The organism is Sphingomonas sp. BGYR3 (genome assembly GCF_025153455.1).
Taxonomy (GTDB): domain Bacteria; phylum Pseudomonadota; class Alphaproteobacteria; order Sphingomonadales; family Sphingomonadaceae; genus Sphingomonas.
Genome location: NZ_JANZNT010000001.1, coordinates 646,618 through 666,507, shown reverse-complemented (window position 1 = coordinate 666,507; position 19,890 = coordinate 646,618). Strand labels below are relative to the sequence as shown.

Genomic DNA, 19,890 nt, shown 5'->3' with positions numbered 1-19,890 from the left:
CGTTCGGGGCCTTTACCGGGTCTGCCGGTTCAAGCTTCTTCCGCCTTTGAATTGAGCTGAATGTAATTCTGAAGCCCCATGCGTTCGATCATCTCGAACTGGGTTTCCAGCGTGTCGATATGCTCTTCCTCGCTGTCGAGGATGCGGCGGAACAGGTCGCGGCTGACATAATCGCGGACGCTTTCGGAATGTTCGATCGCGTCCTTCAAATCCTTGACCGCATCATATTCCAGCGCAAGGTCGGCCTTCAGGATTTCCTCCACCGTCTCGCCGATGCGCAGCCGGCCGAGCATCTGGAAATTGGGCAGGCCGTCCAGGAACAGGATGCGTTCGGACACCCAGTCAGCGTGCTTCATCTCGTCGATGGATTCGTGCCGCTCGTAATCAGCCAGCTTCTTGACGCCCCAGTGCGACAACAGCCGGTAATGCAGCCAGTACTGGTTGATCGCGGTCAGCTCGTTCTTGAGCACCGTGTTCAGAAATTCGATGACCTTGGGATCACCCTTCATTGCGCCGATATCCTTGCTGTTACGGCGCGTATCCTAGCGGCGATGTCGGGCAAAAAACAGCCCGAAAATGGCGGATTCAAGCCACTTTCTGAAGCTGAGACTGGCAATCAGTTGCACGCGCGCAATCGATAATCTGACGTGCGAAGCAAGTGCATTGACCGCATTTCGCCTGCTTGCCCAGCGCGCGATAGGCCTGTGCAACCGTTCCGGCACCCATCCGGGCGACCTGTTCCAGTTCGGTTTCGCGGATGACATTGCAGACGCAGACGATCATCGAATCCCTCGCTTGTTGAGGGAACGCTAACGCTACTGCGATCTTCTCGCAAGAAGAAATGAGAGGCGTTATCAATAATTCCGGCTCAGGCGATGGCTGGTCCGCGCATCGGCTGAACCTGCCAGCGCGCCAGGCTGCGCCACGCCCATTCGAACGGTCCGAACCGATACCGGCTAAGCCAGAGCGGCGACCAGATCAGCATGGCTGCCCACATGCCCAGCACGGGAATATAGATCTGCCAGCGGTTCAGATAGCCGAACAGGCCAAAGCCATAGCCATAGAACAGCGTCGTCATCACGATGCTGGTCATCAGGTAATTGGTGAACGCCATCCGGCCGGTGGCAGCCAGGCGGCGGGTCAGCGGCCCGTCACGGCTGGTCAGGTCGACGATGACACAGGCCCAGCCCAGGATCATCAGGGGGCGGAACGGCACCGTCAGCACGTTCGCCGCGCCGATCACGGGCACCATGCCGAAATCATAATGCACCATGATGTAGGCAATGCCGACATACGCGGGCAGGCCGATGCCAAAGCCGATCAGCGCCGTGCGCCGCAGCCGCGATGCGGGCCATTCGCCGGTCAAAAGGCCGGATTTGAACGCCGCCATGCCGAACATCATATAGGCCAGCGTCTCCCAGCCGAATTGCAGCAGGCCGCCGATGGGGGTGAACAGGAACTTGTCGATCCGATAGGCGATCAGGCCGGCATAGCTGCCCCGGTTAAGCGCAAGGGCATCGGCAATCTCGCCAGGCAGCGGGACGCCGAAAGACTGGCGCAGTTCGCCTGCAACCTTGGCCACTTCCGGTGCGGCGTCAGGCTGGGTGACGGCCGCTGCAATCCCGAGCAGCAGCAGAACGACGAGCAGCTGGACGACCAACAGGCCGACGCCGCCCCAGATCAGCCGCCGCACGCTGAAATAGCGCATCAGAAAGGCGATGCAGCCGATCAGCGCATAATGGTTCAGAATATCGCCCCACCAGATCAGCAGCAGATGCGCCATGCCAAAGGCGAACAGCCACGCCATGCGCAGATAATGGGTGCGAGCGGCGCTACCACCGGTTTCGGCAGCGCGTTTGGCGATCAACAGCATCGACGCGCCGAACAGGAAAGAGAACAGACCGCGCATCTTGCCATCGAACAGCACGAAATTGACGAGATAGACGCCCAGGTTGACCGGATCCGTCCCGCCATAGGCATAGGGGTTGAAATAGGCCGCCTGAGGCATGGAAAAGGCGACGATGTTCATCAAAAGGATGCCCATCACCGCGACACCGCGCACGGCATCCAGCCCAGAATAGCGCGCTGCGCCCGTCGTCATTCCACCATCCCCCCGTAATGCGGGGTCGAATTACGCACTAATCAGGGATGGATACAAGAGAGGGCGCGCCGCAGTGGCGCGCCCTTCCTGTCTGGTCGGTGCTGACTGCCCGGTTCAGAAGCCGAAGCGAGCCTGGATCCCGTAAAAGCGGGGCAGGCCGGGATAGCCGGCGATATTTCCCGTCTGCTCCGGCACGGGGAAGCTGGTGATGTAGTAGAATTCGTTCGTCAGGTTCTCGACAAAGAATTCAAGGCCGCGCGAGCCATCGCTGTTCTGGATGCCAAGGCGGGCATTGATCAGCGGATAGCCCTGATTGCGCAGCGCCGTCTCGCCCGTCACCGGGTTGGGCGCGGTCGAATTCAGGTTCACCTCTGAATTATAGCGCATGTCGGCATGGACCAGAGCGTGAACGCCATTGCCGATCTCCGGGGTCCAGGTGGTGGCGATGGTCACCGTATGCTTGGGCTGGTTGAGCAGCTGAAGCCCTTCCTGACCCTGCAACGGGGTGCCGGCGAAATCGTTGCTCTCGTCATACTTGGCATCGATATAGCTGTAGCCCCAGCGGATCAGCAGGTTGCGATCGGGCTGGATCGTGGTTTCCACCTCGACGCCCTTGCTGGTCGTGCTGTCGACATTCTGGACGACGAAATTGTTGCCGCTGAACACCAGCGACTGCAGGTTGTTGAACTTGGAATAAAAGCCCGCGATGTTGAAGGTCAGGCCGCGCAGCGGCGATGTCTTCAGGCCGATTTCATAGGCATCGACGGTTTCCCCGTCGAACTGCAGGTCGCTGGCCTGCGCGCCGTTGCCGCCCAGCTGCACGCTGTCGAACGTGGCCTGATCCATGTTGTAGCCGCCGGATTTGAACCCGCGGTCATAACCACCGTACAGCAGGACATCGTCGTTGATCTTGTACGCCAGCTTGGCCGTACCCGTGATCTGGCTGTCGCTGAAATCGTCGCTGTAGGTGCCGTTGAATTCGCTGTTCAGCGCCGGGTTGCAGCTCAGCAGGAACAGATTGTTGTACACGCCCAGCTGGCGCAGCACGAACGCATAGGCATTGGCGGCTGCGTTGCCGCTACGCACCTGATTGAAAAAGCCGCAGCTGCCCGTGTTGCTGTTGATCGTCGCGTCCAGCTCCTTCTTTTCATAATTCCAGCGCGCGCCGAGCGTCAGCGACAGCTTGTCCGTGAAATTGATGATATTGTGGGTGAACAGCGCGACGGCGTTGGTCTTGACGCGGAAATCGTCATTGTTGTTGCCCTGACCGGCAACGGCGGCGGGCAGGGGCGATGTCGCCAGCGCCAGCAGGCCGGGGATCGGCGTTACGCCGGGCACCGCCTGAACGCCCGCCTGCCCCTTGAACAGGGTGACCAGCGGCTGCAGCGCGGCGGGGAAGTTGCCGGTCGGCGTGCCGAGCAGCGCCTGGCCGAGCAGCGGCGTGCCCGGAAGCGATCCATAGAATTGCAGCGGCGTGCCAAAGCTGGCGCGCAGGCCGTTGGCAAAGATCGAATCGACATATCGATTGGCGTCGTTGCCGACCCGCACCGTATCGCGCAGCTTGTTGGTTTCGTTCAGATAAAAGCCGCCGACCAGCCAGTCGAGGCCGCCGTCGAATGCCGAACCCTGCAGGCGCAGTTCCTGCGTGATGGTGCCCAGTTCGTTGAGATAATCCTCACGATAGGCGCGATCGATGCCGGAGAAATCAATGTCCTGATCGCGCAGCGCCCGCCACTGGCGATAGGCGGTGATCGAGGTAAGCGATACGCCGCCCAGATCCCAGTTCAGTTCGCCGGAAACGCCATAGTCGCGGACCTTTTCGGTAAAGGCGCGGTTCGGCGACACGGCCATGCGGCGTTCCGACGGATCGCCGGTGTACACGCCGTCCAGCCCCTGTGCCCCGGCGATCGCGTCGATCAGCGGGGTCGGGTTGGCCGCCCCGCCGACCCGTGCTGCACTCACGGCGCCGCAGCAATTTTCATCGGTTTCGTAATAATCGCCGATCAGGCGGAAAGTGACGTCGGTCGTTTCGAACAGGGCCTGACCGCGGACATAATAGCGATTGATGTCGTTGATCGACCGGTCGCTGTTCACATCCTCGATATACCCGTCGCGCTTGCGATAGCCGCCATCGATGCGCAGGGCGATCGTTTCCGAAATCGGCCCGGTGACGGCGCCTTCCAGTTCGATCTGGTTGTAATTGCCATAGGTCGCCTGAGCATAGCCACCCAGGTCAAAGCTCGGCTTGGCAGTAAAGATGGAGAGAGCGCCGGCAGAGGTGTTGCGGCCGAACAGCGTCCCCTGCGGTCCGCGCAGCACCTCGACCCGCTCCAGCTGCGGTAGTTCGGACACGGCGACGCCGGCCCGCGCGCGATAGACGCCGTCGATGAACACGCCGACCGCCGGTTCGAACCCCGGATTGTCGCCTGCCGTGGTGATGCCGCGGATGAACAGGGTGGTGCCGGTGGCCGATGACTGGCCGGTCGACGACTGGATGGATGGGGCAAGCTGCTCCAGCCCGCGAATATCCTGAACGCCCGCATTCTGCAGCAGCGATTGCGGGACGGCGGTCACCGCGATCGGGATTTCCTGGATCGACTGCTCGCGGCGCGTCGCCGTGACGATGATGTCGCCGGCGGATTCAAATTCCTCTTCCTGCGGCACGGGGGCGGTTGCTTCCTGTGCAGCCGCAGGGGCTGCGGCGAATGCGAGCAGGGCCATCGTGCTGACTGCGACATAATGACGGGTTTTCATGCGGCGTCCTCTCTGCTGTCGGCCGCCTGGGATCTGTCGCCCGGTCGGCTGCTTCTGGTGATTGTCGCGCAGCTAACGCGCGAAAAATTGACAGGTCAATGGAATTTAGCATGTGGAAAATACGACGTTTTCCCGATGTTTCCCGGTCGCGACAGTTGCATTTGCGAAACCACTGCCCATCTGCCGCCCTGCCGTAGCGGCAGTTGCCAGCAGGAGTGCATAATTTGGCGGATCATGATGAAGACGGTTTTGGCAACGGCGATCTGGTCGCTTCGCCGCCCAAGATTCCCGTACCGGACGATGTCGCCGCGGCGGTCGCCACGCTGATTCGCTGGGCTGGCGACGATCCGACCCGTGAAGGCCTGCAGGATACGCCGAAACGGGTGGCCCGTGCCTGGCGGGAATATTGCGCCGGTTATGCCGAGGATCCGGCCCATCACCTGTCGCGGGTGTTCGAGGAAGTGGGCGGCTATGACGATATCGTGCTGCTGCGGGACATCCCGTTTCAGTCGCATTGCGAGCATCACATGGCCCCGATCATCGGCAAGGCGCACATCGCCTATCTGCCCCAGAACTGGGTGGTCGGGATTTCAAAGCTTGCCCGCGTCCTCCACGGCTATGCCCGGCGGCTTCAGGTGCAGGAACGCCTGACTGCCGAGGTCGCGGACTGCATCTGGAACAACCTGAAACCGCGCGGCGTCGCCGTGGTGATCGAGGCGACCCATGCCTGCATGACGGCGCGGGGCGTACGCACCCCCGGCGTGTCGATGAGCACGAGCCGGATGATGGGCGTGTTCCGCGACGACGAGCGCAGCCGCAAGGAAGTGCTCGCACTGATGGGCCAGGGTTAAGGGATGGTAGCCGGGCGGATCGGCCCGGCGATCGCCCCGGTTATTCGCGGGCAGCGTTCGCGGCGGAAATGACCGCGCGGACGCTGGCCGTTGCGATATCCTCGTCCACACCGACGCCCCAATGGGTACGGCCATCGGCGTCGACGCATTCGACATAGGCGGCAGCGCGGGTGCCCGACCCCTTGCCGATGGCGTGCTCGCTGTAATCCGCAACATCCAGCGACAGGCCGGCCGCTTCGTTCAGCGCCGCGACGACGGACGAGATCAGGCCATTGCCCCGGCCGCTGACCGACCGCAATTCGCCGCCCATGCCGACATGGCCGGCAAATACGCGGTCGCCATTGGGGGCGCGCGTTTCCTCATACGCTTCCAGCGTGAAATGCTGCGGCCCGGTCAGGCGATAGCTGTTCTGGAAACACCCCCAGATGTCGGCGGCGTTCAATTCGCGGCTGGTGGCATCGGCCAACGCCTGGACATGGCGGCTGAAATCGGCCTGCAGCCGCTTGGGCAGTTTCAGCCCCTGATCCTGTTCCAGCACCCACGCAACGCCGCCCTTGCCCGACTGGGAATTGACGCGGATCACCGCTTCATAACTGCGTCCCAGATCGGCCGGATCGATGGGCAGATAGGGCACTTCCCACAGGCCGTCGTTGCGCGCTTCCTGAGCCGCAAACCCTTTCTTGATCGCGTCCTGATGGCTGCCGGAAAAGGCGGTGAACACCAGGTCACCGGCATAGGGCGTGCGGGGGTGCACCGGGATGTTGGTGCAATATTGCACCGTGTTCACGATGGTATCGATGTCGGACAGGTCTAGCGCCGGATCGACACCTTGCGTGTAGAGGTTCAGCGCCACCGTCACCAGATCGCAATTGCCCGTCCGCTCGCCATTGCCCAGCAGGCACCCCTCGACCCGGTCGGCCCCGGCCATCAGCCCCAGCTCTGCCGCTGCCACCCCTGTGCCGCGGTCGTTATGGGTGTGCAGCGAAATGACCGCCGCATCCCGGTTGGGCAGGTTCCGGCAGAACCATTCGATCTGGTCGGCATAGACGTTCGGTGTTGCACATTCGACCGTGGCGGGCAGGTTGAGGATCAGCGGGCGATCCACCGTCGGCCGGATAACGTCCATCACGGCTGCGCACACCTCGACACTGAATTCCAGTTCGGCGGTCGAAAAGGTTTCGGGCGAATACTGAAAATGCCAGTCGGTGCCGGGGCGCGCTGCGGCATTGTCGACCAGCATCCGAGCGGCATCGACGGCGATCTGCTTCACCTGTGCGCGGTCCATGTTGAACACGATCCGCCGCCACGCGGGGCTCACCGCGTTATACACATGGACGATGGCGCGATGCACGCCGTCCAGGCTGTCGAAGCTCGCCTCGATCAGGTCGCGCCGCGCCTGGGTCAGCACCTGCACCGTCACATCGTCCGGGATGCGGCCCGAACGGACCAGCCCGGCGATGAAATCGAACTCGGTGGCACCGGCGCTGGGGAAACCGACCTCAATCTCCTTCAGTCCGATCCCGACCAGCAGGTCAAAGAAACGCTGCTTCTTCTCGCTGTCCATCGGATCGATCAGCGCCTGATTGCCGTCCCGCATGTCGGTGGACAGCCAGCGCGGGGCGCGGGTGATCGTCCGGCCCGGCCATTGCCGGTCGGGCAGGTCGATGGTGGGGAAGGGGCGGTATTTCGTCGAAGGATCGCGGAGCATGGTCATGGTGTTCCGTCATTGGCACGCGGCTGCGCCGTGCGAATGCGTTGCGGCTGATTGGCTCTTTCGATCATCCCCCAGGCGGCGCGACAGCGCGCGAAAACACACCGCCTAAGGGCGGATAAGTCGTAGGAGGGTGTTGAGCCGTGCCGCGATCATGCTCCGCGCTATGACGTGCGGGGGGCATTATTGTCCAGCCCGAAAATCTATCGGTGGGCAATTTTATGACGTCGATCCGTCATTTGGCGACATGATTTGAAACAGGGGGGTGGCGAAACGATCGCCACCCCCGATCCGATTACTGCTTTTCGAATGCGATCGAGATGTCCAGTTCAACCTCGTCCGACACGACCGGAAGCGCGTAGTTCACGCCGAAATCGCTCCGCTTGATGCTGGTTTCAGCTTCAAAGCCGATCGTTTCCTTCTTGTTGAACGGGTTGTTGCCGGCCCCGGTGAACTCGGCTTCGAACGTGACGGGCTTGGTCACGCCGTTCAGCGTCAGGTTGCCGGTGATCGTGGCCGACTTGCCATCGGCGCCCGGCACGACCTTGGTCGACACGAACTTGGCGTCGGCGGGATTGGCACCGAAGAAGTCCGGCTTGCCCCCGTCCTTGCCGGCGCGCAGCAGATGCCCGGTCAGGCCGGCACTGGCGGTCGTCACCTTGGACACCGGAATGGTCACGTCCACCTTGGCGGCGGCGGGGTTCTTGGGATCAAGCGTCAGCGTGCCCGACACATCACCAAAGATGCCGAAATAGTCGTTGAAGCCGAAGTGATTGACTTCCCAGCCGATCAGCGAATGGCCGGGATCGGCGGCATAGGTGCCCCCGGTGACGCGCGATGCGTCGACGGCGCCGGGCAGCTGCGGCGCGGACTGCGCCATCAGCGGGGCGGACGCGGCGAGCGCCGCAAGGATCAGGACTTTACGCATGGGGGAGCCTCTTGTTGATGAACCAGAAATCGGTATGTGTGGCACGCCATCCCATCCGTCCAGCCATGCCTTGGAAACTTGCTGTTTTCCGTCGTAGGCAATCGGTCGAATCCGCCGATCAACATGGTTTATTAACCGGTCGTCTGGCTAAATGCCTGGGCTGCGTTTAGTGCAAGGTCGGCCAGTCATGCTTCAGATCGTCTATGTCAGTTCGGTTCGCGCCAACCTTGGTACTCGCGACATTTCGGACATCCTGACGGTTTCGCGCAGAAACAACGAGCGCGATGGCATCACCGGCCTGCTCTATTCCGATGGCGGTCGATTTCTGCAGGTGCTGGAAGGGCCACAGGCCGCGGTAGAGGCCACCTTTGCCCGGATCAGTAAGGACGCGCGGCACCGCGCCACGGTCATCCTTGCCCGGGCTACAATCAGCGAACGCCAGTTTGGCAACTGGGCAATGGCGCATCTTCACGACAGGGTTGCCCGCGACGTGTTCGTCGAACGGGTCCATGCCATGGTCGCTCCGGCCTCACCCGCCGTCCGGGCGACGTTCGAGGGCTTTGCCCAGGCCCGCCGCGCCGCCTGATCCCAGCGGGGACAGGAAGGGCACGGCGAGCCAAGCTGCTTTTCCTCAGTTCTTGGCCTGATCGACCAGCTTGTTCGCACCGATCCACGGCATCATGCCGCGCAGCTTGCTGCCCACTTCCTCGATCTGGTGCCGACGGGCCGCGCCGCGGCTGGCCTTCAGCTCCGGCTGACCGGCGCGGTTGTCCAGCACGAAGTCGCGGACGAACCGGCCCGACTGAATATCGGCCAGCACGCGCTTCATTTCCTTCTTCGTCTCTTCGGTGATGATGCGCGGGCCGGTGCGGATGTCGCCGAACTCGGCGGTGTTGCTGATCGAATAGCGCATATTGGCGATCCCGCCTTCATACATCAGGTCGACGATCAGCTTCAGTTCGTGCAGGCACTCGAAATACGCCATTTCCGGGGCGTAACCGGCCTCGACCAGCGTTTCGAACCCGGCCTGGACCAGCGCGGTGGTGCCGCCGCACAGCACGGCCTGTTCGCCGAACAGGTCGGTTTCACATTCCTCGCGGAAATTCGTCTCGATGATCCCCGAACGCCCACCGCCGACGCCGCTGGCATAGGCAAGGGCGACGTCATGGGCATTGCCCGACACGTCCTGATGAATGGCAATCAGGCAGGGGACGCCGCCGCCCTTCAGATATTCGCCGCGCACGGTATGGCCGGGGCCCTTCGGCGCGATCATGATGACGTCCACATCGGCGCGCGGCTCGATCAGGCCGAAATGCACGTTCAGGCCATGGGCAAAGGCAAGCGCCGCGCCCGGCTTCAGATTGGCGTGCAGGTCCTTGGCATAAATGTCCGCCTGATGCTCGTCGGGCGCCAGGATCATCAGGATATCGGCCCATGCGGCGGCATCGGCATTGGCCATCACCTTGAACCCGGCGGCCTCCGCCTTCACCGCGCTCGGCGATCCGGGGCGCAGCGCAATGGCGACGTTGGGCACGCCGCTGTCGCGCAGGTTCTGCGCATGGGCGTGACCCTGTGATCCATAACCCAGGATAGCGATATTCTTGCCGGTGATCAGGTTCAGATCGGCGTCGGCATCATAATAGACACGCATTTGAAGTCAGTCCCCTTTGTGATGCCGTCATGCTGAACGTGTTTCAGCATCCATCGGTCCGCAGCGGCACAGCCGCATATGGCGGGATGGACCCTGAAACAAGTTCAGGGTGACGGCTGGTTTCAACAATAGATCAAGCCGCCTCTTTTCCCCGGGCGATGGCGACGATGCCGGTACGGGCAATCTCGACCAGGCCAAGCTCGCGCATCAGCTCCACGAACTTGTCGAGCTTTTCGGTGCCGCCCGTCACCTCGAACACAAAGCTTTCGGTCGTCGCATCGACCACGCGGGCACGATAGACTTCGGCGAGGCGCAGTGCCTCGATCCGGTGATCGCCCGTGCCGCGCACCTTTACCAGCGCCAGCTCGCGCTCGACGTGTGGGCCTAGCGCCGACAGGTCGGTCACCTTATGCACCGGCACCAGCCGGTCGAGCTGGGCGATGATCTGCTCCATCATCGGCGCCGACGCGCTGGTGACGATCGTGATCCGGCTGATCGCGTCGTCGTCGCTGATCTCGCTGACCGTCAGGCTTTCGATATTATAGCCGCGCGCGGTGAACAGCCCGGCGATCCGCGCCAGAATCCCCGGCTCGTTATCGACAATGACGGCGAGCGTGTGCCGCTCGGCAATTTCCTGTTTGATGTGCATCAGTTGCTCGGCAGTGTAATGGTGACGACCTGCTTCGGGAACGGGGCGGTCAAGATTCCCAATGCGCCAACGAACGCAGCACTCGCCCACCAGAAGCGTCGGGAACGCAATTCGACATAAGTTCGTACGACGCAGAGCACGAGCGCGACGAACAGTGCAAAGAACGACAGTAGCTCGAGCATCACACCAGCGCCTTCGCTTCGTCGTCCATGGTGCCCGACACCTCTGCCGCCTGCAGCAGCATTTCGGTGTGCGCCGCGCCCGACGGGATCATCGGGAAGCAGTTGGCGAGTTTTGCCACGCGGCAATCGACGATCACCGGACCGTCATGGTCCAGCATCGCGGCGATGCCGTCGTCCAGCTGATCCGGCCGTTCGATCAGGATGCCCTTCCAGCCATAGGCTTCGCCCAGCTTCACGAAATCGGGCAGGCTGTCCGAATAGCTCTCCGCATAGCGGCTTTCATAGGTCAGTTCCTGCCACTGGCGGACCATGCCCATATATTCGTTGTTCAGGATGAAGATCTTGACCGGCAGGCGATACTGCGTCGCCGTCGCCAGCTCCTGAATGTTCATCTGAATGGACGCCTCGCCCGCAATGTCGATGACGAGCGCGCCCGGATTGCCCAACTGCGCCCCGATGGCCGCGGGCAGACCATAGCCCATGGTGCCAAGGCCGCCACTGGTCAGCCATTTGTTCGGCGCGTCGAACCCGAAATGCTGGGCGGCCCACATCTGGTGCTGGCCCACCTCGGTCGTGATGATCGGCTGGCGCGCCTTGGTCGCCTCGTACAGCGCGCGGATCGCGTGCTGCGGCATGATCTCTTCGCGCGAAGCGGGGAAATCGAGGCAGCGGACCGCCCGCCATTCGGCAATGCGCGCCCACCATGCCGACAGGTCGGGTTTCGGCGTCTGCCGCGCCTTCCACACCTTCAGCATGTCTTCCATCGCCAGTCCGACATCACCGACGACGGGCAGGTCGACCCGGACGGTCTTGTTCATGCTCGACCGGTCGATATCGACATGGATCTTCTTGCTATTCGGCGCAAACGCGTCCAGCCGACCGGTCACCCGGTCGTCGAACCGCGCGCCCAGGCACAGGATCAGGTCCGCCTGGTTCATCGCCCAGTTGGACTCATAGGTGCCGTGCATGCCCAGCATGCCCAGCCACTGCTCGCCCGTCGCGGGATAGGCGCCCAGGCCCATCAGCGTGGAGGTGACCGGCGCACCGGTGATCCGGGCCAGTTCGCGCAGCAGCTGCGTTGCCGCCGGGCCGGAGTTGATGACGCCGCCGCCGGTATACAGGATCGGCCGTTCCGCCGCCGCCAGCATCTCGACCGCCGTCTCGATCAGGGCGGGATCGGCCTTCACCTGCGGGCGATATGTCTTGTGCTGGATCGGTCCGGGCTTGCGATATTTCGCCGTGGCGACCTGAACGTCCTTGGGAATGTCGATCACGACCGGGCCGGGCCGACCCTGGGTGGCGATGTGAAACGCCTCATGCACCACGTCGCCCAGCTTTGCCGGGTCCTTGACCAGATAATTGTGCTTCGAACAGTGGCGCGTGATGCCGACGGTATCGGCCTCCTGAAACGCGTCCGATCCGATCAGCGTCGTCGGCACCTGACCGGTGATGACGACCATGGGAATGGAATCCATCAGCGCGTCGGCAATGCCGGTCACCGCATTGGTCGCACCGGGGCCGGACGTGACCAGCACGACGCCGGGCTTGCCGGTGGACCGGGCATAGCCCTCTGCCGCGTGGGTGGCGGCCTGTTCGTGGCGGACCAGGATATGCTTGATCTGACGCCGGCCGGGGGCCGCATTCTGCTTGAACAGCGCATCATAGATGGGAAGCACCGCCCCGCCCGGATAGCCGAACACGACCTCCACGCCGAGGTCGATCAGCGCCTCGACCAGGATGTCGGCTCCACTCTTCTCGGTCACGGTACGCCTCCACAATTTCGCAGTTGCAATATCAGATGTGAGACCGCGCTGCTAATGACATAAAAAAAACGCGTCAACCTCTAAACGTGTAATTTAGTTTCAAAATAGCCAATGGCGACAGTTTTTTCATTCGTTTCGAGCCGATCCCACCCGGCGGGCGGCTGATTCCGGAACCAGGTATATTGCCGCTTGGCATATTGGCGGGTGGCCAGCATGGCGCGGTCCATCGCCTCTGCCCGGGTCATCGTGCCGTCCAGCATCGCGGCGATTTCCGGCACGCCGATCGCGCGCATGACGGGCAGGGCAGGGTCCAGCTGGCGCAGGCGCAGCCGCTCCACCTCGTCCACGCCGCCGCCATCGAACATCGCTGCCAGCCGGGCATCGCACCGTGCGGTCAGCCATTCCCGGTTGGGCAACAGGACGGCGGCGATCAGGGCGATGTGGCCCCCGATCCCGCCCTCCCGCTGCGCCTGCCATTCCGCCAGCGTCCGGCCGGTGGACAGTTTTACCTCCAGCGCGCGCGCGACCCGCGTCGTGTCGCCGGGGTGAAGGCGCGCCGCCGCGTCCGGGTCCGCCGCGGTCAGCCGGTCATGCGCCGCCGCAACGGACATGGCGCGCACCTCCGCCCGGATGGCGGCGTCGATCTCCGGCACCGGTGCTATCCCGTCGATCAGGGTACGCAGGTACAGCCCTGTGCCACCGACCAGGATCGGCAATCGACCGGCGGCGACCGCCTGGTCGATCGCCGCGCGCGCATCCGCGGCATAGCGCGCCGCGCTATAGGCATCCGCCCCGTCGACATGGCCGAACAGCCGATGCGGCGCCTGTGCTTCCTCGGCCTCGGTCGGTCGGGCGGACAGGATACGCAGATCGGCGTAGACCTGGCTCGCATCGGCGTTGATGACGACGCCGTTATGCCGCCGTGCCAGTTCCAGCGCGATTGCGCTCTTGCCGCTGGCGGTCGGCCCTGCGATGAGCGCGACGCGGGGAAGGGAAGGGCCGGAAGACATGTTCATCGCCACGCTGATAGCATCGGATCGTCTGAGCGAGGGGGATTTTTCCGCTGCGATGGATCGGCTGGCGGGGGCCGGCTGCGCTCCGTCCGTCCGGCAATGGATTGACGAGGGCGTGGCGGGTGACATCCGCTTCATGGTCAATCCCCATGCCGCGCGCCTGAACCTGGAACTTGCCTTTCCCGGCATCGACATCGCGGTGCAGCCCGATGGTCCGGACCGGCGCAAGCGGCTGATCGTCGCCGACATGGATTCCACCATGATCACGGTCGAGTGCATCGACGAACTGGCCGATTATGCCGGGATCAAGCCGCAGATTGCCGAAGTGACCGAGCGGGCGATGCGCGGCGAACTTGATTTTGCCGAGGCACTGGACGCGCGCGTCGCCCTGTTGGCCGGGCTGTCCGAAAGCGCCATCGAACAGTGCCTCGCCGAACGGGTGCGGATCATGCCCGGCGCACAGCAACTGGTCCGCACGATGCGCGGCTGGGGCGCGACGGCCATCCTTATCTCCGGCGGCTTTACCCGCTTTGCCGGGCCGGTGGCGGAGCGGATCGGGTTCAACCGGATGATCGCCAACGAACTGCTGATCGCGGACGGCAAGCTGACCGGGGCGGTGGCCAAACCCATCGTGGATTCGGCGACCAAGGAAGCGACCTTGGCCGCCGCGACGGCCGAACTGGGACTGAAGCCCGAACAGACGCTGGCCGTGGGCGACGGGGCGAACGACCTAGCGATGATCAAGCGGGCGGGGCTGGGCGTCGCCTATCATGCCAAGCCGGTGGTCGCTGCCGCCGCGCAGATGCGCGTCGATGCCGGTGACCTCACCGCCCTGCTTTATGCTCAGGGGGTCAGCCGGTGGGAATGGGCCGCCGGCTGAACCGGCCTATTCGAACTCCAGGATCGCGGCGTCGACGGCCAGGCTGTCGCCCGGCGCGAAGTTCGCAGCCTTCACCACCGCGCTTTTTTCGGCGCGCAGGATATTCTCCATCTTCATCGCCTCGATCACCGCCAGCGGCTGACCGGCCTCCACCTTGTCGCCGGGCGCGACGTGCAGCTGGGTCAGCAGGCCCGGCATCGGGCACAGCAGGAACCGGCTCATGTCCGGCGGGACCTTTTCGATCATGTGCCGGCGATAGGGGGCGATATGCGCGGGCAGCACCTCGACCCGGTGAACGGCACCGCGCGTCGTCAACAGCCATCCGGTGCGCGTGCGCTTGACCCTCACCGACAGTGTGTCGCCATTGGCCGTGGCGGTCACCATCCGGTCGCCCGGTTGCCAGTGCATCGTGCCTTCGACCCGTTCGCCATCGACCGTCGCATGGCCCTCAGCCAGGGTGACGGCGTGATCCTCCCCGCCGATCCTGACGGTCCAGTCGGATGAGGGCAGCGGCGCAGTGCCAAGCTGTCCCGAAATCTGTCGCGCGCGGCCCGCAGTCGTGAACGAAAGCCCAGCCGCAACCGCCGCCAGCGCGCGGGTCAGTTCGGCCGAAGTCGGTGCACCCGAGAATCCCTCCGGATACTCCTCTGCGATGAACCCGGTGGTCAGCGCGCCCGACCGGAATCGGGGATGCTGCATCAGCGCGGACAGGAAATCGATGTTCTGGCCCAGCCCCTCGATCTGAAACCCGTCCAGCGCCTGCACCTGCAGGTCGGCGGCCTCGTTGCGCGTGGGGGCCCAGGTGATCAGCTTGGCGATCATGGGATCATAGAACATCGATACCTCGCCGCCCTCGGCCACGCCGTCATCGACGCGGATATAGGCGCCGGCGGAATCCGGAGCGCCATAGGGCGTGGTGGATGCCGATGGCGGGGCATAGCGGACCAGCCGCCCGGTCGACGGCAGGAACCCGCGATACGGATCCTCGGCATAGACGCGGTTCTCGATCGCCCAGCCATTCAGCCGGATATCGTCCTGACCGAACGCCAGCCGCTCGCCGGCCGCAACGCGGATCATCTGTTCAACAAGGTCGATACCCGTCACCGCCTCGGTCACCGGATGCTCCACCTGAAGCCGGGTGTTCATTTCCAGGAAGTAGAAGCTCTTGCCGCTGGTATCCGCGCCGCTGACGATCAGTTCGACCGTCCCGGCCGAAAAATAGCCGACCGCGCGGGCCAGCGCGACCGCCTGTTCGCCCATCGCCCGGCGCATCTCCGGCGTGACAAAGGGGGAGGGCGCTTCCTCCACCACCTTCTGGTGCCGCCGCTGGATCGAACATTCGCGCTCGCCCAGATACAGGATGTTGCCATGCTGGTCGCCCAGTACCTGAATTTCGATGTGGCGCGGGCTTTCGATGAACTTTTCGATGAACACACGGTCGTCGCCGAAACTGGCCAGCCCCTCGCGCTTCGTCGCCTCGAACCCGTCGCGGACATCCTGTTCGGACCAGGCAAGGCGCATCCCCTTGCCGCCGCCGCCCGCCGATGCCTTCATCATCACCGGAAAGCCGATGTCGCTGGCGATCCGCACCGCCTCTTCGGTATCCGCGATCTCGCCCAGATAACCGGGCACGACGTTGACGCCCGCCGCCTTGGCCAGTTTCTTGGATTCGATCTTGTCGCCCATCGCCGCGATGGCGCCCGGCGGCGGCCCGACAAAGGCGATGCCCGCATCGGCGCAGGCGCGGGCAAAGCTTTCCCGCTCCGACAGAAAGCCATAGCCGGGATGGATGCAGTCCGCGCCCGTCGCCTGCGCCGCGGCCAGGATCAGGTCCGCCTTCAGATAGCTTTCGGCAGCAGGCGCCGGGCCGAGCCGCACTGCCTCGTCCGCCATCAGCACATGGGGGCTGCGTGCATCGGCATCGGAATAGACCGCGACCGTCGCAATCCCCATCCGCTTGGCCGTGCGGAACACCCGGCACGCGATTTCGCCGCGATTGGCGACCAGGATCTTCTTGAACATCATTCAGCCTCGGCTTGTGCAAACAGTTGGCGCAGCGCGATCATCGACGCGCCGTGATAAATGGTGGCATGGGTTTCGCCCGGCATCGGCGCGAACGTCCATGTCAGACCCTTTGGTGCGTTGGCGCGGAGCAGGTCGGCAAAGGGCGCAACGCCCATTCCCTGTTCATTGGCAACGCTCAGCCACAGGGTTTTGCCCGCCGTGCCCGGCAACATCGGCAGGGCGGCGGCCAGCAGCGACTGGTTGTCCCACCACAGGCTGGGGCTGATCGCGATATACTGATCGAACAGCGCGGGCTGACGCAGCAGCGTTTCGACGACGAACAGGCCGGCAAGCGATTCCCCCATCACCGTGTCCATGCCATCGGTCCGAAAGCTGCGCTCGACCCAGGGATTGACCTCCGCGGCGATGAACCGGCGGAACCGCGCGCTGTCTCCGGCGGTGGGATAGTCCGCCTTCAGCTTGGCATCCGTCGTGGGAAAGGCGAGTTCGTTGCGCCGGTCGACAGTCTCGATCCCCACGACAATGACGTCCCGCGTCGTCCCGTTGACGGAACCCAGCTGGACCAGCCCCGTGATGTGGTGGAAATCCTGATCAACCCCGCCGTCGATCAGATAGAGGACGGGATAGCGCCTGTTCCCGGCGGCATAGGATGGTGGCAGCCAGACATTGATCGTGCGCGGCGTGGGCATTGCCCGGCTGTCCAGCCGATAGGACTGACCGATGACGATCGGCGTCGCTGCCGGTTGCGTCTGCGCGTTGGCGGACGAGGCGCAGCAGGCCAGCGCCAGCAGCCAGAACGCATGGCGCAACGGGGCAATCACGCATCGACCTCCGCCGGCGGCATGTTGTGGCCCAGCAGGCGCAGGACATCGGCCGCACATTCGACGACGTTGCTGCCCGGGCCATAAATGCCCTGAACCCCCGCATCGCGCAGATAGTCGTAATCCTGGGGCGGAATGACGCCGCCGGCGATCACCTTGATATCGCTACGCCCCGCCTCGCGCAGTCCGGCGATCAGTGCGGGGATCAACGTCTTGTGGCCGGCCGCAAGGGATGACGCGCCGACCACATCGACCCCGCTGTCGAGTGCCAGGACGACGGTTTCCTCCGGCGTCTGGAACAGGGGGCCACTGACCACCTCGAACCCCAGATCGGCAAAGGCGGATGCGATCACGTTCGCGCCGCGATCATGCCCGTCCTGCCCCATCTTGGCGACCAGCAGACGGGGGCGGCGCCCCAGCCGCCGGGCGACGGCATCCACGCCCGCCGTCACCTGTGCCCAGCGGTCATCCTCCGCATAGGGCGCGGCATAGACGCCGCGAACCGGGGTCGGAACGGTAGCGTAGCGGCCGAACACATCCTCCATCGCGGCAGAGATTTCGCCAAGCGTCGCCCGCGCGCGCGCCGCCGTGACGGCGAGTGCCAGAAGGTTTCCATCGCCCCGCGCGCCGTCCCGAATGGCATTTAGCGCAGCCTCGACCGCCGTTTCGTCGCGCTTCGCCTTGACCGTGTTGATCCGGGCGATCTGCGATTCCCGCACCGCGGCGTTATCGACCTCCAGCGTTTCCAGCAGGTCCTCGTTCGCCAGCCGGTATTTGTTGACGCCGACGATCACATCCTCGGCCCGGTCGACCCGCGCCTGCCGGGCGGCGGCCGCTTCCTCGATCATCGCCTTGGGCCATCCGGCGGCAACCGCTTTCGCCATGCCGCCTTCCGCCTCGACCCGCTCGACGATTTCCCATGCCTTGTCGGCCAGTTCGCTGGTCAGCGCCTCGACATAGTAACTGCCGCCCAGCGGGTCGACCACGCGGGTCATGCCGGTTTCTTCCTGCAACACGATCTGGGTGTTGCGGGCAATACGGGCCGAAAAATCGGTGGGCAGCGCGATGGCTTCATCCAGCGCGTTGGTGTGCAGGCTCTGCGTCCCGCCCAGCATCGCCGCCATCGCCTCCACCGTCGTGCGGATGACGTTGTTGTACGGGTCCTGCTCGGTCAGCGAAACGCCGCTGGTCTGGCAATGCGTGCGCAGCATCTTGCTCCGCTCGTCCTTCGCCCCCAGCATCGTCATCGCCCGGTGCCACAACAAGCGGGCGGCGCGCAGTTTCGCCACCTCCATGAAGAAGTTCATGCCGATCGCGAAAAAGAACGAAAGCCGCCCGGCGAACGCATCGATATCCAGCCCGCTTTCCACCCCGCGCCGGACATATTCGATGCCGTCGGCGATGGTGAAGGCAAGCTCCTGCACCTGCGTCGCACCGGCCTCGTGCATGTGATAGCCGCTGATCGAGATCGAATTGAACTTCGGCATATGCGCCGAAGTATAGGCAAAGATGTCCGCAATGATCCGCATCGATGGCTCTGGCGGATAGATGTACGTGTTGCGGACCATGAACTCCTTGAGGATGTCGTTCTGGATCGTTCCGTCCAGCAGCCGCTGATCGACGCCCTGTTCCTCCGCCGCGACGATGAAGAAGGCGAGCACGGGGATCACCGCGCCGTTCATCGTCATGCTGACCGACATCTTGTCGAGCGGAATGCCGTCGAACAGGATCTTCATGTCCTCGACCGTGTCGATGGCCACGCCCGCCTTGCCGACGTCGCCGGTGACGCGCGGGTGATCGCTGTCATAGCCGCGATGGGTGGCCAGATCGAAGGCGACGGAGAGCCCCTTTTGCCCGGCGGCAAGGTTGCGGCGGTAAAAGGCGTTGGATTCCTCGGCCGTCGAAAATCCCGCATATTGCCGGATCGTCCATGGCCGGCCGGCATACATGCTGGCCCGCACCCCGCGCGTGAACGGCGCAAAGCCGGGCAGGCCGGGATCGATGCCGGCCACATCCTCGGCAGTGTAGAGCGGCTTGACCGCAATCCCCTCTGGCGTCTGCCAGGTGAGGTCGCGGCCCTTCACTTCCTTGTCGGCCAGCGCGGCCCAGTCGGCGGGGGTGGGTTTATCGGTCATCAATGATCGCCTTTCGGCGTCTCCATGATTTCGGTCAGCACGCCGCCCATGTCGCGCGGGTGGACGAAAAAGATCGGCGTGCCATGCGCGCCGATGCGCGGTTCGCCCAGCACGCGGGCGCCCTTCGCCTCGAACCATGCCTTGGCTTCGTGAATGTCGGGCACTTCATAGCACAGGTGATGCTGCCCCCCGGCCGGGTTCTTGGCCAGAAACCCGTGGATCGGCGAATCCGCGCCCAGCGGTTCGATCAGCTCGATCTGGGTATTGGGGGTGTCGACAAAACACACCTTCACCCCCTGTGCGGGCAGGTCGAAGGGTTCGTGGATCCGGCTCGCGCCCATCACCTCGCGGTAGAACGCGATGCTGTCCGCGATGGACGGCGTCGCAACGCCGATATGGTTCAGGCGACCGAGGATCATTCGACGG

General features: G+C 63.9%; 18 protein-coding genes. 3 read left to right on the top strand and 15 right to left on the bottom strand.

Annotation, left to right across the window (positions count from 1 at the left end; translation table 11 throughout):
- Window positions 1-29: 29 nt before the first annotated feature.
- The 4 genes from bfr to NYR55_RS03070 form a co-directional block, all read right to left on the bottom strand.
- Window positions 30-509: a bacterioferritin gene (gene bfr, locus NYR55_RS03085; RefSeq protein ID WP_260019776.1), complete on the bottom strand. Its 480-nt coding sequence runs from the start codon at window positions 507-509 to the stop codon at window positions 30-32.
- A 76-nt stretch (window positions 510-585) separates the two neighbouring features.
- Entirely contained in the window at window positions 586-783 is a 198-nt protein-coding gene (locus NYR55_RS03080) for a (2Fe-2S)-binding protein (protein ID WP_260019775.1), read from the bottom strand.
- A gap of 85 nt (window positions 784-868) precedes the next feature.
- Window positions 869-2,101: a DUF418 domain-containing protein gene (locus tag NYR55_RS03075; RefSeq protein WP_260019774.1), complete on the bottom strand. Its 1,233-nt coding sequence runs from the start codon at window positions 2,099-2,101 to the stop codon at window positions 869-871.
- Window positions 2,102-2,215: 114 nt separating this feature from the next.
- The gene (locus NYR55_RS03070) at window positions 2,216-4,855 is read right to left on the bottom strand and encodes a TonB-dependent receptor (RefSeq protein WP_260019773.1); all 2,640 of its coding nucleotides are present in this window, start codon (window positions 4,853-4,855) and stop codon (window positions 2,216-2,218) included.
- Window positions 4,856-5,079: 224 nt separating this feature from the next.
- Between NYR55_RS03070 and folE the strand changes: the two genes are divergently transcribed.
- The gene (gene folE, locus NYR55_RS03065) at window positions 5,080-5,706 is read left to right on the top strand and encodes a GTP cyclohydrolase I FolE (protein ID WP_260019772.1); all 627 of its coding nucleotides are present in this window, start codon (window positions 5,080-5,082) and stop codon (window positions 5,704-5,706) included.
- A 40-nt stretch (window positions 5,707-5,746) separates the two neighbouring features.
- On the opposite strand, the gene leuA is transcribed toward folE, so the two are convergent.
- Both leuA and NYR55_RS03055 read right to left on the bottom strand, forming a co-directional pair.
- Window positions 5,747-7,414 carry a 2-isopropylmalate synthase gene (leuA, locus tag NYR55_RS03060; RefSeq protein WP_260021532.1) on the bottom strand — a complete coding sequence of 556 codons (1,668 nt, stop codon included), beginning with the start codon at window positions 7,412-7,414 and terminating at the stop codon, window positions 5,747-5,749.
- A gap of 298 nt (window positions 7,415-7,712) precedes the next feature.
- Window positions 7,713-8,345, bottom strand: a complete 633-nt coding sequence (locus NYR55_RS03055) for a YceI family protein (RefSeq protein ID WP_260019771.1) — start codon at window positions 8,343-8,345, stop codon at window positions 7,713-7,715.
- 187 nt (window positions 8,346-8,532) lie between these two features.
- On the opposite strand from NYR55_RS03055, the gene NYR55_RS03050 reads away from it, so the two are divergent.
- Complete coding sequence (locus NYR55_RS03050; RefSeq protein WP_260019770.1) at window positions 8,533-8,931, top strand: BLUF domain-containing protein; 399 nt, start codon at window positions 8,533-8,535, stop codon at window positions 8,929-8,931.
- Window positions 8,932-8,976: 45 nt separating this feature from the next.
- Here NYR55_RS03050 and ilvC read toward each other — a convergent pair whose 3' ends face one another.
- The 5 genes from ilvC to miaA all read right to left on the bottom strand — a co-directional run bounded on the left by ilvC (window position 8,977) and on the right by miaA (window position 13,606).
- Window positions 8,977-9,996, bottom strand: coding sequence for a ketol-acid reductoisomerase (gene ilvC / locus NYR55_RS03045; protein WP_260019769.1), 1,020 nt, complete (start codon window positions 9,994-9,996; stop codon window positions 8,977-8,979).
- 133 nt (window positions 9,997-10,129) lie between these two features.
- Window positions 10,130-10,645, bottom strand: a complete 516-nt coding sequence (gene ilvN / locus NYR55_RS03040) for an acetolactate synthase small subunit (RefSeq protein WP_260019768.1) — start codon at window positions 10,643-10,645, stop codon at window positions 10,130-10,132.
- Window positions 10,645-10,827 (bottom strand): hypothetical protein, encoded by a 183-nt coding sequence (locus NYR55_RS03035; protein WP_260019767.1) that lies wholly within the window; start codon window positions 10,825-10,827, stop codon window positions 10,645-10,647. The genes ilvN and NYR55_RS03035 overlap by 1 nt, the downstream gene beginning before the upstream one ends.
- On the bottom strand, window positions 10,827-12,590 hold the full coding sequence (locus NYR55_RS03030; RefSeq protein ID WP_260019766.1) for an acetolactate synthase 3 large subunit: 1,764 nt from the start codon (window positions 12,588-12,590) through the stop codon (window positions 10,827-10,829). Before NYR55_RS03030 ends, NYR55_RS03035 begins: the two co-directional genes overlap by 1 nt.
- Before the next feature lie 80 nt (window positions 12,591-12,670).
- Window positions 12,671-13,606: a tRNA (adenosine(37)-N6)-dimethylallyltransferase MiaA gene (gene miaA, locus NYR55_RS03025; RefSeq protein ID WP_260019765.1), complete on the bottom strand. Its 936-nt coding sequence runs from the start codon at window positions 13,604-13,606 to the stop codon at window positions 12,671-12,673.
- Here miaA and serB point away from each other — a divergent pair.
- Window positions 13,599-14,483, top strand: coding sequence for a phosphoserine phosphatase SerB (gene serB / locus NYR55_RS03020; RefSeq protein ID WP_260019764.1), 885 nt, complete (start codon window positions 13,599-13,601; stop codon window positions 14,481-14,483). The two genes, miaA and serB, sit on opposite strands and share 8 nt — an antisense overlap.
- Before the next feature lie 6 nt (window positions 14,484-14,489).
- On the opposite strand, the gene NYR55_RS03015 is transcribed toward serB, so the two are convergent.
- The 4 genes from NYR55_RS03015 to mce are packed head-to-tail and all read right to left on the bottom strand — an operon-like array spanning window position 14,490 to window position 19,883.
- Window positions 14,490-16,505 (bottom strand): acetyl/propionyl/methylcrotonyl-CoA carboxylase subunit alpha, encoded by a 2,016-nt coding sequence (locus tag NYR55_RS03015; RefSeq protein ID WP_260019763.1) that lies wholly within the window; start codon window positions 16,503-16,505, stop codon window positions 14,490-14,492.
- Entirely contained in the window at window positions 16,505-17,329 is an 825-nt protein-coding gene (locus NYR55_RS03010; RefSeq protein WP_260019762.1) for an alpha/beta hydrolase-fold protein, read from the bottom strand. The genes NYR55_RS03015 and NYR55_RS03010 overlap by 1 nt, the downstream gene beginning before the upstream one ends.
- A complete protein-coding gene (scpA, locus tag NYR55_RS03005) occupies window positions 17,326-19,464 on the bottom strand; it encodes a methylmalonyl-CoA mutase (RefSeq protein WP_260019761.1) in 2,139 nt (712 codons plus the stop codon). The genes NYR55_RS03010 and scpA overlap by 4 nt, the downstream gene beginning before the upstream one ends.
- Window positions 19,464-19,883, bottom strand: coding sequence for a methylmalonyl-CoA epimerase (gene mce, locus NYR55_RS03000; RefSeq protein WP_260019760.1), 420 nt, complete (start codon window positions 19,881-19,883; stop codon window positions 19,464-19,466). The genes scpA and mce overlap by 1 nt, the downstream gene beginning before the upstream one ends.
- Window positions 19,884-19,890: the final 7 nt, after the last annotated feature.